The sequence below is a fragment of the Hymenobacter properus genome, from assembly GCF_015694735.1.
GTDB lineage: Bacteria > Bacteroidota > Bacteroidia > Cytophagales > Hymenobacteraceae > Hymenobacter > Hymenobacter properus.
Genome location: NZ_JADQDP010000002.1, coordinates 715,473 through 729,559, shown reverse-complemented (window position 1 = coordinate 729,559; position 14,087 = coordinate 715,473). Strand labels below are relative to the sequence as shown.

General features: G+C 65.2%; 12 protein-coding genes. 8 read left to right on the top strand and 4 right to left on the bottom strand.

What is annotated here, in order from left to right:
• Window positions 1-162 precede the first annotated feature (162 nt).
• The 4 genes from I2I01_RS09270 to I2I01_RS09255 all read left to right on the top strand — a co-directional run bounded on the left by I2I01_RS09270 (window position 163) and on the right by I2I01_RS09255 (window position 4,667).
• Window positions 163-2,202, top strand: a complete 2,040-nt coding sequence (locus I2I01_RS09270) for a GMC family oxidoreductase N-terminal domain-containing protein (protein WP_196286163.1) — start codon at window positions 163-165, stop codon at window positions 2,200-2,202.
• Entirely contained in the window at window positions 2,183-3,799 is a 1,617-nt protein-coding gene (locus I2I01_RS09265) for a hypothetical protein (protein ID WP_196286162.1), read from the top strand. Before I2I01_RS09270 ends, I2I01_RS09265 begins: the two co-directional genes overlap by 20 nt.
• A gap of 33 nt (window positions 3,800-3,832) precedes the next feature.
• A complete protein-coding gene (locus I2I01_RS09260; RefSeq protein WP_196286161.1) occupies window positions 3,833-4,171 on the top strand; it encodes a hypothetical protein in 339 nt (112 codons plus the stop codon).
• 82 nt (window positions 4,172-4,253) lie between these two features.
• Window positions 4,254-4,667 (top strand): hypothetical protein, encoded by a 414-nt coding sequence (locus I2I01_RS09255; protein WP_196286160.1) that lies wholly within the window; start codon window positions 4,254-4,256, stop codon window positions 4,665-4,667.
• 56 nt (window positions 4,668-4,723) lie between these two features.
• Here the strand turns inward: I2I01_RS09255 and I2I01_RS09250 are convergent, their stop codons facing one another.
• Both I2I01_RS09250 and I2I01_RS09245 read right to left on the bottom strand, forming a co-directional pair.
• The gene (locus I2I01_RS09250) at window positions 4,724-5,410 is read right to left on the bottom strand and encodes a hypothetical protein (protein ID WP_196286159.1); all 687 of its coding nucleotides are present in this window, start codon (window positions 5,408-5,410) and stop codon (window positions 4,724-4,726) included.
• A gap of 51 nt (window positions 5,411-5,461) precedes the next feature.
• On the bottom strand, window positions 5,462-6,928 hold the full coding sequence (locus I2I01_RS09245) for an aldehyde dehydrogenase family protein (RefSeq protein ID WP_196286158.1): 1,467 nt from the start codon (window positions 6,926-6,928) through the stop codon (window positions 5,462-5,464).
• Window positions 6,929-7,197: 269 nt separating this feature from the next.
• On the opposite strand from I2I01_RS09245, the gene I2I01_RS09240 reads away from it, so the two are divergent.
• Complete coding sequence (locus I2I01_RS09240; RefSeq protein WP_196286157.1) at window positions 7,198-8,388, top strand: phosphatase PAP2 family protein; 1,191 nt, start codon at window positions 7,198-7,200, stop codon at window positions 8,386-8,388.
• Window positions 8,389-8,562: 174 nt separating this feature from the next.
• Here the strand turns inward: I2I01_RS09240 and I2I01_RS09235 are convergent, their stop codons facing one another.
• Entirely contained in the window at window positions 8,563-9,246 is a 684-nt protein-coding gene (locus I2I01_RS09235) for a carbohydrate-binding protein (RefSeq protein WP_196286156.1), read from the bottom strand.
• A gap of 82 nt (window positions 9,247-9,328) precedes the next feature.
• Entirely contained in the window at window positions 9,329-10,198 is an 870-nt protein-coding gene (locus tag I2I01_RS09230) for an SDR family oxidoreductase (protein ID WP_196286155.1), read from the bottom strand.
• A 176-nt stretch (window positions 10,199-10,374) separates the two neighbouring features.
• Here I2I01_RS09230 and rluF point away from each other — a divergent pair, with 176 nt between their 5' ends.
• The 3 genes from rluF to I2I01_RS09215 all read left to right on the top strand — a co-directional run bounded on the left by rluF (window position 10,375) and on the right by I2I01_RS09215 (window position 14,026).
• Window positions 10,375-11,448, top strand: coding sequence for a 23S rRNA pseudouridine(2604) synthase RluF (gene rluF / locus I2I01_RS09225; RefSeq protein ID WP_196286154.1), 1,074 nt, complete (start codon window positions 10,375-10,377; stop codon window positions 11,446-11,448).
• Between the two features lie 49 nt (window positions 11,449-11,497).
• The gene (locus I2I01_RS09220; protein ID WP_196286153.1) at window positions 11,498-12,334 is read left to right on the top strand and encodes a hypothetical protein; all 837 of its coding nucleotides are present in this window, start codon (window positions 11,498-11,500) and stop codon (window positions 12,332-12,334) included.
• Between the two features lie 87 nt (window positions 12,335-12,421).
• Window positions 12,422-14,026: a hypothetical protein gene (locus I2I01_RS09215; RefSeq protein WP_196286152.1), complete on the top strand. Its 1,605-nt coding sequence runs from the start codon at window positions 12,422-12,424 to the stop codon at window positions 14,024-14,026.
• Window positions 14,027-14,087 lie beyond the last annotated feature (61 nt).

The following is a 14,087-nucleotide window of genomic DNA, read 5'->3' as shown; positions in this document are numbered from 1 at the left end:
AACGCAATCCAATCAAAGGATTAGTTAAAACACGCGAGATGCTTCGCTGCGCGCTGCATGACGTTCTGGCTTTTACTTCCTTCCCTCATACCCTGAATATACTCGGCACGCCTAACACTTTGCTGAAAATTCCCTACCTTTTACCACCCAAATTCCCGCCGCATGTTTTCGCTCACGCCCACCCGTTCGCTCCTCCTTCAAGCCTTAGCCGATACCTTCATCCCCCCCCTGCCCGACGGCAGCCCGTCCGGCTCTCAGGGCGTGAACCTGGAGAAGCTGGAAGCCGCCATCCGGGAGCAGCCCGAGGGCGCGCAAAAGGAGTTTGGCCAACTGCTCGATCTGCTGGAAAAGCCGCTGCTGGGCCTGACCTGGTTTGGGCCACTCAAGCCCTTCCGCAAGCTCGATACTGCCCACCGCGAGCAGCTGCTGCAAAGCTGGGCGGCCAGCAATGTGCCGCAGCTGCGCAAGGGCTTCCAGGCGCTGCGCAAGCTGTGCACGCTGCTCTACTATGGCGGCAGCATGGCCGAAGTGCCGGCCGCCTGGGGCCTTCTCGGCTACCCGGGGCCGGATGAGAAGCCGGTGGATACGCCCAAGCCCATCCATACCCTGAAGCCTACCGAGGCCACCACTTACGAGTGCGAGGTGCTGGTGATTGGCAGTGGTGCGGGCGGCGGCGTGGTGGCCGGCGAGCTGGCCGAGGCGGGCTTCGACGTGCTGGTGCTGGAAAAAGGCCCCTACTGCCACGGCTGCGACTTCACCCAGCGCGAGGTCGACATGCTGGGCACGCTCTACGACGCCAAGGGTACGCTCTGCACCCAGGACGGCAGCATCGGCATCCTGGCGGGCGCCTGCCTGGGGGGCGGCACCACCGTAAACTGGGCCGGCGCCTTCCGCACGCCCGACTACGTGCTGGAGGAATGGGCCCGCGAGCACGCCGTGCCCCATTTCACCACCCCCGAGTTCAAGGCCAGCCTCGACGCCGTGGCCCGCGCTATCAGCGTGAATACCGATTACCCCCGGCACAACGGCCAGAACCAGGCCCTGCGCGACGGCTCCATCCGGCTGGGCCAGGAAGTGAAGCTGATTCCGCGCAACGAAAAGGGCCTAACCGACTCAGACAGCCACTTCCGCAGCCTGGGTTACAGCACCATGGGCGATGCCTATGGCATTAAGCAGGGCACGCTGAATACCTATTTGCTCACCGCCTTTGAGCACGGCGCCCGCATTCTGGCGGATACCAAAGTAGATAAAGTCACCGTTGCCAACGGCCGCGCCACCGGCGCCGAGGCCGTGTATACCGCCGCCGATGGCCGCCAAATTCCCATCAACGTGCGGGCGAAGCGCGTAGTGGTGGCTGGCGGCGCCATTCAGACGCCCGCGCTGCTGCTGCGCTCGGGCCTCAAGCACCCGCATCTGGGCCGCCACCTGCACCTGCACCCCACCGTGGTGGTGGGCGCCCACTACCCGCAGGCCATGAACTCCTGGCATGGCCCCAGCATGAGCGTGGTGAATGACACCTACACCCGCCTGCACGGCACCAACTTCGGCGCCAAGCTCGAAACGCCTCCCACCCACCCCGGCCTGCTGAGCATGGTATTGCCCTGGCGCTCGGGCCGGCAACACCACGAACTGCTGCGCGGCGCCAGCCACTTGGGCTCGTTCATCGTCCTCACCCGCGACCGCGACGGCGGCCGCGTAACCATTGATAAAAACGGGGCGCCCCTGATTGACTACGTGCTGTCGGATTTTGACCGGGCCAACATGCTGGAAGGCGTGCGCGCTGCCGCCCAAATCCACGTGGCCGCCGGAGCCGAAAACGTATATCTGCCCCACGGCACCCTGCCCACGCTCCAAGCCCAAGACGGCGTGCTACTCAACCCCGCCCTGCTCGACCAGCTGCCGCACCTAAGCTGGAAGCCCAACCAGTTTGGCCTTTACAGCGCGCACCAGATGAGCACCTGCCGCATGGGCGGCGACGCGGCGACCCACCCCCTCCGGCCCAACGGCGAAACCGTGGAGGTGCAGGGCCTCTTTGTGGCCGATGGTTCGGCATTCCCGGCCTGCAGCGGTGTCAACCCCATGCTTACCATCATGGCGCTGGCCCACTTCACGGCCCAGGGAATGAAAGCCGCCGAAACGCCCTCCCGCCGCCCGCTACCTTTGGCCTCGACTTTGGGCCACCATGCTGCAACTACTACCTGAGAATTTCCGCGCCTCGCGCCGGCTGATTACGACCTTATTTTTTGGCGGCTTGCTGCTGCTCGGCCTGCGCCTCACCAACGACTACGGCATGGGCTGGGACGAGCCCACCGACCGCGAGGGCGGCTACATTAGCCTGCGCTACGTGGCCCAGCGCCTGGCCCCCGGCCTGCTCGAACGAAGCCACCTGGCCCACCTGCCCGAGCTGCGCACCTACCGTGAGGCCGACCACGGCGTGGGCTTCACCATGCCGCTGGCGGTGCTGGAAGAAGTTTTCTACCCGAATGACCTGCCGGGTGCCTACTGGATGCGGCACCTGCTGGTGTTCGGCACATTCGTGCTGGGGGCGTGGGCGCTATTTCGGCTGGGCACCGAGCGGTTTGGCAGCTGGCGCTGGGGGCTGGTGGGCGCGGCGGCGCTGGTGCTTTCGCCCCGAATTTTTGCCGAAGCGTTTTACAACCACAAGGACCTGGTGTTCATGAACCTGTTCGCGCTGAGCGGGTTCACGCTCACGCGGCTGCTGCGCCGGCCCACGGCCGGGCGGGCCCTGCTTCATGGCCTGGTGATGGCGCTGGCCACCGATGTGCGCGTAATGGGCCTGCTGCTGCCGGTGCTCACGGGCGCTTTTGTGGCTCTCGAACTCTGGGCCCGGCCGCTGCGCCGGGCGGCCCTGCTGCGGGCCCTGGCTTTGTGCGCGGCCGCCACGGCGGTGCTGATGGTGCTGTTTTGGCCCTACCTGTGGGAAGCGCCGGTGGCGCGGTTGTGGGAGTGTTTCGGCAACTTCCGCTACTTCCGCCAAACCATGCAGGTGTTTTACCTGGGCCAATTGCAGTCGTGCCGGGAGCTGCCCTGGCACTACCTGCCGGTGTGGCTGCTCATCACTACGCCCGTGGCCTACTCGGTGCTGTTTGTGACGGGCACAACATTGGTGCTGAGCCGCCTGTTGCGGCGGCCGCTGGCGCTGCTGCGCCGCACGAGCGCCCGGCGCGACCTGCTTTTTGTGGCCTGGGCCCTGGGGCCGCTGGTGCTCATCATCGCCATCAATTCGGTGGTGTACGACGGGTGGCGGCACGTATATTTCATTTATCCGGCCTTCCTGCTGCTGGCGGTGCAGGGCCTGCGGGCGGCGGTGCGGGCCTGGCGGGCTGCCCCGGCAGCCTCGGCCCGGCGGAAGGTGGGCGTGGCAGCGGGTGCGCTGCTGGCCCTGGGCGTGGCCCACACGGCCTACCGGCAAGTGCACGACCACCCGCACCAGTACGTGTACTTCAGCTTTTTGCCTGGCCCGGTGGCGGCGCAACTTTTCGAGCGCGACTACTGGGGCATCTCGGCCCGGCAGGGCCTAAGCTGGGTGCTGGCCCACGATGCCGGCGCCACCGTGGCCATCAGCGACACACTGACCCAGCGCGACGTGCTGCACAACAACGCCCTACTGCTGCCCACCACGGCCAGCGCCCGGCTGCGCTTCGTGTCCCACGCGCAGGCCAGCTACTTTCTGGGCATCTACCGCTGGCACCCCTGGTCCTATGAGGCTCGGTTCGGTACGCCGGTGCATCACATTTGGGTGGATGGCATGCCCATTTTGACCGTCTTCCGGCGCTGAGCCAATTCATGTACAGGGTGTTAAGTTTGGGGCATGAAGCGCCCGCCCCTGCCCGCCCTGTTGTTGCTGCCGCTGCTGGCGGTGCTGCTGTTTGGCAACTGTTCGCAGAACGTATACCGCGTGCTGGGGCCTGGCACCACGCCGGCGCAGGTGGCCCAGCTCAAAGAACTGGACCACAACGCCGAAACCGCTTACCAGGCCACTTTTACCGGGCCCAACAGCCTGCCGGGCCCCACCGCCCGCCAGATTTTGGATAGTGCCACGGCGGCCCGGCAGCGCCTGCTTTCGCCCGAGCAATACCGTCGCTATAAGGGCCGCAACTTTTGGCGAACGCTGCGCTATCCCAAGCGCCCGCCCCGCGGCTATCGGTAGCCAACCGTACCCGCCGTCTTTGGTGCGACATGCACCCGCGGCCGGTTTCCTGCGTAGTGGAGAAATATTGTCGTTTCCTATTATGCGCGCCTCCCGCCTTTCCCTGCTGCTGTCTCTGAGCCTGACCGCCGCTAGCTGCTCCATCTTCCACCGCAACAAGCCGGCCCCGGTGGTTGAAACTGTGCGCACCGCCGACTCGCCCGCCCCGCCCACCGCCGCTCGCGACCTAGCCGACGTGATGGGCACCGAGCTCAAGCTCACCCCCGACCAAACCGGTCGGGTGCGCACCATCCTCAACGGCACGCTGGCGGAATCGAACGCCGCTAAGGAAAAATTCGCCCCCAAGTCGCCGCAGCTCATAGCCGAGCTCAAGCGCATCAACACCAAGTCGCAGCGCGAGCTGAGCGCCGTGGTGGGCCCCGCCAAGTTCAAGCAGCTCCAAACCAAAGCCACCCAGCAGAAAATTGCCACCGAAATGCAGCAGCGGCAGAAGTAGCCGGCGCCTGCTAGCGCGGCGGCAGCGCCGTTTTCACCCTCAGCATCGACCAGTCGCTAGTGCCGCCGCTGATACGTTTCCTGCGTTTCCCAGAGCCCGGCGGAACGGCCCAGTTGGCGTGCTTGCGCCGCCGTTGCGGGGGCCAGCCGAATGGAAGTCAGCGCCCCGTTCTCGCGGCGGTAGCGCACGGTGCCGCGGTTCAGCACCAACAGGCGCAAGGTGTCGGCGCCGAGGGTTTGCCAGTTGAGCCGAGTGCCGTCGATTTCCAGGCGTTCTACTCTCCATTTGTCATTGGCGTCGGTGGGATTATTGAGATAATACCGCCCCTGAAAGCGGCGCAGCTTGCCGGCTTCGGCACCCACGAGGCTGAAAATGGTATCTATCCACAGCCAGCTGTCGCGCACCGAGTCGCGGCCCATGAGGTGCACGTAGTGCAGATGCCCGTCCTGCTCATACGTTGTGTCGGTGTGCAAATGGTAGTGTAGCGCCGAATCGGCCTGTCGGCGGCTGCCCATCACACGCTGCAGCTCCTGTCGCCACACTGCCGTGCGACCGATGCACAGCGACTTCCCCGAATCGGCCGCCGTGTACACGCCGCGGTGCCGGGGAGGGAAAGACGCCATGTCCGCTGCCTGCGCCGGAAATGGCTGGGCAAAGCGCACTTCCGGGCCATCGTCGCAGGCGGTCAGCAGCAGGCCAGCAGCTCCCAGGCCCCAGCCGCACAGGCGTTGTGCAGTCGTCATGCACGTTCATGCGGCTTCTGCCCAGAAAGTAACCTGACACCGGCCGGGCGTTTACAAATACTTCACCAGCCAGTCAATCAGCCGCTGCACCTTGCCGGTGTAGGGCGGATACATGGCCTTGATGCCGGTGAAGCCCACGCGCTGCCGCAGCACCCCTTTCTCGTTGCTGAACGCCAGGAAGCCGCTGTGGCCGTGCGCCTTGCCCAAGCCGGAATTGCCCACGCCGCCGGTGGGCAGCTCGGGGTGAGCAAAGTGCAGCACCGTTTCGTTCACGCCCGCGCCGCCGGCCGACACGTTTTCGAGCAGGTAGCGGCGGTTGTCGGCGCTGGTGCTGAATACGTACTGCGCCAGCGGCTTGAGGCGCGCGTTGATGTAGGCCGTGGTTTCGGGCAGGGTTTTGAACGTGAGCACAGGCAGCAGCGGGCCGAATATCTCCTCCTCCAGCACGCGGGCACCGGCCGGTACGTTGGTGAGCAAGGTGGGCTCGATGTAGTTCTGCAGGGCATCTACGGTACCGCCGGCGGCCACGGTGGCGCCGCGCGTCTGGGCGTCTTCGAGCAGGCCGGCGAGGCGGGCAAAGTGGTGCTGGTTTACGATGCGGGCCAGTGATTCGGAGCGCTCGATGCCGGCGCCGGTGGGGTTATAGGCACGCTGAATGGCGGCAGTGAGCTCGCGCAGCAGGGCCGGCTGCACGCTTTCCTGCACCAGCAGGTAGTCGGGGGCCACGCAGGTCTGGCCATTGTTCAGGAATTTGCCCCACACAATTTTCTCAGCGGCGTCGCGCAGGTTGGCGGTTTCATCCACCACGGCGGGGTTTTTGCCGCCCAGCTCCAGGGTGAGGCCCGAGAGGTGCTGGGCGGCGGCGCGCATCACAATCTTGCCCACCTCGGGGCTGCCGGTGAAGAAAATGTGGTCCCAGGGCAGCTTCAGCAGCTCGGTAGCCACTTCCTTGTCGCCTTGCAGCAGCAGCACTTCGTCGGGCCGAAACAGGTCTTCGCACATCTTTTGCAGCAGCGCCGACGTGGCCGGCGTTTGCTCGGCGGGCTTGATGACCACGGCGTTGCCGGCGGCCAAAGCCGAAATCAGCGGGCCCACGGCCAAGTAAAACGGGTAGTTCCAGGGCGCGATGATGAGTACCACGCCCTTGGGCTCGACCTGCACCCAGGCGCGGGTACCCAGCAGGGCCATGCTGGTGCCCACGGGGCGCGGCGCCATCCACTTTTTCAGGTGGCGGCTCGTGTGTTTGAGCTCTACCAGCGAGGTCCAGATTTCGGTGAGGTCGGTTTCGGCGGCGGGCTTGCGGAAGTCGGCGAGCAGTGCTTGGTGAATGTCCTGCCGGTGCGCGTGCAGCCAGTCGCCCAGCTTTTGCAGGCGGGCGCGGCGGGCGGCTACGCCCTCCTGGCGCAGGGCCGGGGTGCGCTGGCGCAGGGCCTCAAAGGCGGCCCCATAACGGTTGGCGGCAATAGCTTGGGTGGGCGAAGCAAGGCTTTCCAGGGGCGCGGCAACGGTTTCGGGCATGGGTGAGATAAGCTGATAGGAGCAGATATACGCGCTGCGGTACGGCGCGGGCCAGGGCTCGCTGAAAGATACGCGGCTTGCCTAAAATATTCCGGCTGCCCATCCGTCAGCGCAATTCGGCAGCGCGGCGGTTACCCCAACGTGACGCCGGTGTTACCTTTGTGGCTCGTTATGCAAGCCACGGCTTGCCCGTTTTCCCATCTGGTGCCCCCTCGCCCCACCCCCTGCCGCGAGGCCGCACCGCCGTTATCCGCTATTCGTTTCTGTTCGTGAATTCTTACTACCCTGGCCGCGCCGCGCGGCTGTTTGTGACGCTGTCTTTCAGTTTGGGTTTTGCCTTTAGCAGCGCCGCCCACGCGGCCCCTGCCGTTTCCGATTCTACCTGCTGGGCCGCCGACTCGGTGGCTGCTACTCCCGCTACGGCCGACACCACCAAGGCCCTGGCCCCGGCCGTCGCTTCCGATTCGCTGGTGCGCATCCACCCGCGCGGCGCCGACGGCCGCATCAGCGACTACACCGTGGCGCCGGGCGTGACCTGGCACTACGAAAACACCAAGCCTTTCCGCTGGCTGTTCCACATTCCGCGCGACCTGGGCCAGGCGCCCGGCTACATCTTCCGCAAGGAGAATAAGGACACGTTCATCGGGCTGGCCACCAGCTCAGTGGCGCTGTGGGTGGCCGACCAGGCCATCATCGACTGGAGCCAGGATTTCGGCAAGTTCATTGGCCTGAAGGCAGCCAGCACCCAGAAAACCCTGGTGTACATCCCCTTCCACGTGGGTTCGGCCAACCTGCCGTTCGAGTTCAACGTGCCCGATAACCTCAACAGCACGTTCTACTTCCTCGGCGACGGCTGGACGCACCTCACCGTGGCCAGCAGCTTTTGGGTGTACGGCGGCATCAAGAAAGACAACCGCGCCCTGCAAACCTCCAGCCAGCTCGGCGAGGCCATCCTCAGCACCGGCCTGGTTATCCAAACGCTGAAGCGCCTCACCGGCCGCCAGAGCCCCTACGTGGCCACCAAAGACCGGGGCGAGTGGCACCTGTTTCCGTCCTACAGCCGCTACCAGAGCTTCGTGCCCAACTACGACGCCTTCCCCACCGGCCACCTGGCTACGGCCATGGCCACGGTCACCGTCATTGCCGAAAATTACCCCGAATACCGCTTCATTCGCCCCGTGGGCTACTCGCTGATGGGCCTGCTGGGCTACTCCATGCTCAACAACGGCGTGCACTGGGCCTCCGACTACCCCATCGGCATTGCCATTGGCTACGCCTTCGCCAAAATAGCCGTGCGCAACGGCCGCACCCGCGTGGAGGCCACCCCCGACGGCAGCCCCGCCGCCCACGGCACCGGCATGGCTCCGCCGCCCAAGCCGCGGCCCTGGTACCGTCAAGGCCATTTTGCACCTTATAACTACGGTCCCTTCACCGGGGCCTCGTGGTCGTTGCACTGGTAGGCTTATTTCAACAAAAAAGCCCGCTTCTAATCAGAAGCGGGCTTTTTTATATGTTGTAAGAACGTCATGCCGAGCGCAGCCGAGACATCTCGCCGCGGGATACTAATTACTTCAGCACGCGAGATGCCTCGGCTGCGCTCGGCATGACGTTCTCACTTTTGACATTCAACAGGCTTATTTAAACAAGCCCTTTTTCACGGTGCGGTTGCCGTTTTCGTCGATTTTAATCTTCGTGCCGTCGGCGCGCTTGATTTTCACCGAGCCGTCGTCGTCGCGCTTCACTTTGGCGCCGTTCATGTACTTGGCTTTGTGGTCACCGTCCTTTTCGTTTTCCACTTTCTTCACACCCGAGCCTTGGCCCACGCTGCCGCCGGTGCGGCGCGTCGTGGTCGTGGTGGTCGTCACGGTGGCGGGAGCTAGCGAGTAGGGCCCGTCGCCGTAGTTGGCGCGGTTCGAGGAATAGGTGTTGTAGTAGCCGGGGTTGTTGAGGTCGGTCCGAATTTGCTCATCGGCGTCATCGTTGGCCTGGCGAATGGCGGCGTAGCGGCCAATGGTGTCGGCGGTGTAGCGCGTTTCGAGCTCGTTGATGCGACGGCCGCGGTTGTAGTAGGTGCGCTCGATGCGCGTGGTCAGGGCCGGGTCGTTCAGCTTGAGGTCCTCGGCCACGCGGGCGGCCATGCGGCGGGCGTCGTCGTGCAGGGCCACGGTGTCCACGGTGGTCGTCGTGGTGGTAGTCGTAGTGACGGGCGCGGTGGTTTCGGGAGTCGTCGTGGTGGTCGTTTCCACCTTTTTATCCTGTTGGCAAGCGGCGGTGGCCAGCGAGGCGGCGGCCAGCAGGCCGAGCAGTTTCGTGTTCATGGGGTACAGTTAAGAAATTGAAAACGGCGATGTAGCCATTTTACCGGGCAGATACGGCCGTGCTTGCGGCGGGGTTATGCCCCTAGGCATTCACCACCGAGCCGCCGTTGGGGTGCAGCGTCTGGCCTGAGAAATAGGAAGCGTCTTCCGAGGCCAGAAACACATACGCCGGCGCCACTTCCGAGGGCTGTCCGGCGCGGCCCATGGGCACATCGTGGCCAAAAACCGGCAGCTTGAAGAAGCCCGCTGCCGTCACAAACGGCGTCCATATGGGCCCCGGTGCCACCGAGTTTACCCGGATGCCCTTCTTCACCAGCTGCAGCGACAGCGCCCGCGTGAAGGCCGTGATGGCGCCCTTGGTGGAGGTGTAATCAATCAGCATCTCGTTGCCTTTGAATCCGTTGACCGAAGCCGTATTGATGATGGAGTCGCCTTCCTTGAGGTGCTTGAGCGCGGCCCGCGAGATGCGGAACATGGCAATAATATTCAGGTTGAAGATGCTGTCGAGTTCTTCGTCCTTGATGTCCTCTAGGGTGTCGTGCCAGTTCTGCTCGGCGGCGTTGTTCACCAGCACGTTGAGCCCGCCCAGTTCGGCCACGGTGCGGTCCACGATTTCCTGGCAGAAGGCGGGCGACTTGAGGTCGCCGGGCAGCAGCAGGCAGCGGCGGCCGCGGGCCTGCACCAGCTCCTGCACCTTCTCGGCATCCTGCTGCTCGGTGGGGAAGTAGCTGATGGCCAGGTCGGCGCCTTCCACGGCGAAGTGCACGGCCACGGCCCGGCCGATGCCGGAGTCGCCGCCCGTGATGAGGGCCACTTTGCCCTTGAGCTTGTCGGCGCCCTTATAGCCCTCGCGGATGAATTCGGGCTCGGGGGTCATCTTGTATTCGAGGCCGGGTTTGCCGGCGCCCGCGTCCTGGCTTTGGGGCGGGAAAATGGTGGGCTTGTCAGACATGGAACCTGGAATGGGGAAAGGTTGAGCTTCTCCTAACGGACCGGCTCGGGCCGGGTTGCTTTGTAGCGTGGACGCTGTGAGTCCGCGCATCGGCAGGACTTTCGCCCATACGCGGACTCGCAGCGTCCACGCTACGGGGGCTCGTACCTTTGCCTGCCAACCGACCATTCCGCCTCATGCCGCCCACCTCGCTCATCCGCCTCAACAAATTCATCAGCGAAAGCGGGCTGTGCTCGCGCCGCGAGGCCGACCGCTACATCGAGCAGGGCCTGGTGCTGCTGAATGGCAAGCCCGCCAAAGTAGGCGACCAGGTGGGCCCGCGCGACCGGGTCAGCGTGAATGGCCACCGCCTGGAGCCCAGGCAGGCCGAAGACGCCGTGTACCTGGCCTTCAACAAGCCGGTGGGCATCACGAGCACCACCGAGCCCGGCGTGCGCGGCAACATCGTGGACTACGTGAACCACGCCGCGCGCATCTTCCCCATCGGCCGGCTGGATAAGGACTCGCAGGGCCTGATTTTCCTGACCAGCGATGGCGACATTGTGAACAAGATTTTGCGCGCCGGCAACCAGCACGAGAAAGAGTACGTGGTGACTGTGGACCGCATTCTCACCGACCAGATGCTGGACGAAATGAGTCGCGGCATTCCCATGCTGGGCACGGTCACGAAGCCCTGCGTGGTGCAGAAAGAAACGCCCTACATCTTCCGCATCACGCTGGTGCAGGGCCTCAACCGCCAGATTCGGCGCATGGTGGAATACTTCGGCTACGAGGTGGTGAAGCTGGAGCGCGTGCGCATCATGAACGTGACGCTGAAGGGCCTGCCCGTGGGCGACTGGCGCGAGCTGACGCCAACCGAACTGGCCGGCATCATGAAAATGGTGGAGAAATCGAGCGGCACCGAGGAAGCATCCGGCGGCCGTCGCAGTCAGCCCAAATCGCCCGCCAAAGCAACTACGGAGGCCACGACGCCGAAAGCGGCCCGGCCCTACAAACGAAGCAGCCCGCCTTCAATAAAAAACCCGTCGAGCAATGGCTGGTGGGGGCCACGCCCCGAGAAGGCCGCTCCCGGCAGCACCAAGCCCGGTGCCGCTGGCAAGCGCCCCTCCGCAGCTGGCCCCGCCGCGCGCCCCAAAAATGGGGGCACCAGCGGCCCGGCTCGGGGTCAGAATGCCCGGCCCGGCAATGCCGGCGGCCGCCCAGCGGGTGGTGGCAAAAGTGGCGGCCGGGGCCCCGGCCGGCCGCGCTAGGGTTGGCCTACCGGAATCATTGCCCCGCCTGCTGCCGTTAGCCCCCCGGATGAAGTATTTGCTCCTGCTTTTTTGCTTGTGGCTGCCTGCGGCCGCAGCCACCCCGCCCCCGCTCGAACCGCTGCAGATAGCCGAGCAGTTTGTGGCTCCCACGGGCTGGGCCGAGATGAAGGACTACCTCTGCTGTGAGGCCGCCGGGCAGGCCAAGCGCGAAACCCTGGGCCAGCAGATTCCGCCGCAGCTGCAGCGCACCTGCCAGCTGGTGGCGCAGGGCGACAGCACCGCCGTGGTGGCCGTGGAGCTGCAGGGTTCGAGTGCTGCCGAGCACCGCGACTTCTACCTGCACTTTGCCAAGGAAGCGGAGGGCTGGAAGCTGGGCGCTATCCGCAACCTGGCCATGACGCACCTCGGGCCGCCCATGGTGGAGTTGCTCTCGGCCCTGCCCCCCGCCGAAGTGGCCGACTACAACCGCAAGCACCCCGACGCCAGCCACGCCTTCACCGTAGGAAACCTGCGCCTGTGGACGGCCGCCGACGCCGACATTGCCGCCCACTTCCGGAAGAATCGGGCCGATTTCCGCAAGCTGCTGCGCCTGGTGCAGACTGGTCGGTACTTCGCCAGCGCCGACAGTGCAGCCACCGGCGAAACTGCCGCCAATGCCAACCCCGCCGTGCACGCCCTGCTCCGCAAGCTGTTCCTGAGCCGCGTGACGCGCCGCGAAACCGGCTGCGCGAGCTGCCTGGAGTTCGTCATCGGCGGCAAGGTGAACAGTACGGTGGGCCTGCTCTACCAGGCCGAGCCCGCCCTGCTGCCGGCCATGACGCCCGAGCACCTCATTGTGCTCAAGCCGCTGGGCGAAGGCTGGTACCTGTACAAAACCACCTAAAGCGCACGCGAAAAACCGCCGGCCCGCGTTAGGCAAACGCGGCCCGGGGTGCGGTGGGCCGGCTTTGTTCAAGTACTGCGCTGGCCCATGAAACACGTGTTACTGTTGCTGCTTTTGCTGACGGGGTTGAGGGGTGCGGCCCAGCCGCGGGTGCCCGCCCCGCGGGAGCTGGAGGCGTTTTACGACCAGTGCAACGCCTACCAGGTGCGCAAGTACCGGCCCGAACGTGGCTACGAACTGCGCACGCTGCGCTCCAACTTTTCGGACGAGGAGCTGGCGGCCCTGCGCCTGGGCAACCTGCAGCTGGTGCGGGTCGACCTGGTATACACCGCCTTCCGGCTCGACCCCGCTTTCAGACAGCGGCAGCTCAACCTGGGCCGCCTCCGCAACCTCACGGCGCGCCTGCCGGGCATCCTCACCAACCCGGCCATCAGCTGGAACCTAGTGGAGCAAACCGGCTGCTCCAGTTCCGAAACCTGCCAGGACTACTTCCATGGCTTCGTGCTCTACATCGAAAAGCGCTACACCGCCGCCGACACCAAGCGCGAAGCCGACAGCCTGGCCCGCACGCTGGACTTGCGCCTGCGGAAGTTCGACCGGCTGCGAGCGGCCCGCAAAAGCTCCGGCAAGCCCATTGCCTGCAACTATCCGCCCAGCCGCTACTCCCTCAAAGACCTCAACAAGCGGCTGAAGCAACGCTACCGCACCCCGCCCGGGCTGCACGGCACGTTTGGGTTCGAGGCGCGGGCCGACCAGGCCGGCGTGGTGCAGCAGGTGCTGCTCCACCCCGCCGACCCTGGCGCTGCGGTGCCGCCGGAGTTGGCCGCCAAGCTGCAGGAGACCCTGGCTTTTGCCAGCGGGTTTCGGGTGGGCAAGCAGCGGTTTCCGTTTGTGGTGCGGGGCGAGGTGGTGCTGCCCGTGCGGCGCCGAAGCCTGCGCTTCCGGGGCTATTACCTGGCCGACTCGCTGATGCGCAAGCACAACATCCGCCTGCGCTCCGACGACTGCGTGGCCCGTTTCTACAAGCCGGGCGAGCTCCGCGACGACGAGCTCCTGCCCAACCCCGACGCCAGCGTGGTGAGCAAGGTGATGGCCCGCCACCCCGAATGGCGCAAGCAAGTGGTGGTGGCCGACGTGACCGGCAGCATGGCCCCCTACACCCTCGACCTACTGACCTGGCTGCAGCTCAGCGCCCTGCAGGAGGAAAAGACCTTCGTGTTCTTCAACGACGGCAACGATGCGCCGGACAAAACCAAGACCATCGGCCGCACCGGCGGGCTCTACGAAGTGAAAACCGCCGACTTTGAGCAAATCAAAAGCAAGGTACTGGAAGCCATGCTGGCTGGTGGCGGGGGCGACGCGCCCGAAAACGACGCCGAAGCCCTGCTCCGCGCCCAGCAGCTGGAGCCCGCGGCCACAGAATACATCTGGCTGGCCGACAACCACACCTTCCCGCGCGACACCGAGCTGCTGAAGCTGGGGCCAGGCAAGGTGCGCATCATCCTCTGCGGCGCCTACGGCTACGTGAACCCGCGCTACTTGGCACTAGCCCGCACCCGCGGCTACACCCTGCACACACTCGAAGGCGACATTACCAGCCTGAGCACCCTGCTGGAGGGCCAAACCATCAGCATCATGGGTGCCCAGTACCTGGTGACGAAGGACGGCTTCAAACTCATCAAAACGCTGTAGGGGGCCGGCGCCCGGCCCAGCCACAGGCCAGCGGTACCTTTGCGCCTTGCCGCGCCCGTAT

Bases quoted from the DNA above. Each gene is read 5' to 3' on its own strand.
- I2I01_RS09270 (WP_196286163.1), top strand. From the start codon at position 163: ATGTTTTCGCTCACGCCCACCCGTTCGCTCCTCCTTCAAGCCTTAGCC.
- I2I01_RS09265 (WP_196286162.1), top strand. From the start codon at position 2,183: ATGCTGCAACTACTACCTGAGAATTTCCGCGCCTCGCGCCGGCTGATT.
- I2I01_RS09260 (WP_196286161.1), top strand. From the start codon at position 3,833: ATGAAGCGCCCGCCCCTGCCCGCCCTGTTGTTGCTGCCGCTGCTGGCG.
- I2I01_RS09255 (WP_196286160.1), top strand. From the start codon at position 4,254: ATGCGCGCCTCCCGCCTTTCCCTGCTGCTGTCTCTGAGCCTGACCGCC.
- I2I01_RS09250 (WP_196286159.1), bottom strand. From the start codon at position 5,410: ATGACGACTGCACAACGCCTGTGCGGCTGGGGCCTGGGAGCTGCTGGC.
- I2I01_RS09245 (WP_196286158.1), bottom strand. From the start codon at position 6,928: ATGCCCGAAACCGTTGCCGCGCCCCTGGAAAGCCTTGCTTCGCCCACC.
- I2I01_RS09235 (WP_196286156.1), bottom strand. From the start codon at position 9,246: ATGAACACGAAACTGCTCGGCCTGCTGGCCGCCGCCTCGCTGGCCACC.
- I2I01_RS09230 (WP_196286155.1), bottom strand. From the start codon at position 10,198: ATGTCTGACAAGCCCACCATTTTCCCGCCCCAAAGCCAGGACGCGGGC.
- rluF (WP_196286154.1), top strand. From the start codon at position 10,375: ATGCCGCCCACCTCGCTCATCCGCCTCAACAAATTCATCAGCGAAAGC.
- I2I01_RS09220 (WP_196286153.1), top strand. From the start codon at position 11,498: ATGAAGTATTTGCTCCTGCTTTTTTGCTTGTGGCTGCCTGCGGCCGCA.
- I2I01_RS09215 (WP_196286152.1), top strand. From the start codon at position 12,422: ATGAAACACGTGTTACTGTTGCTGCTTTTGCTGACGGGGTTGAGGGGT.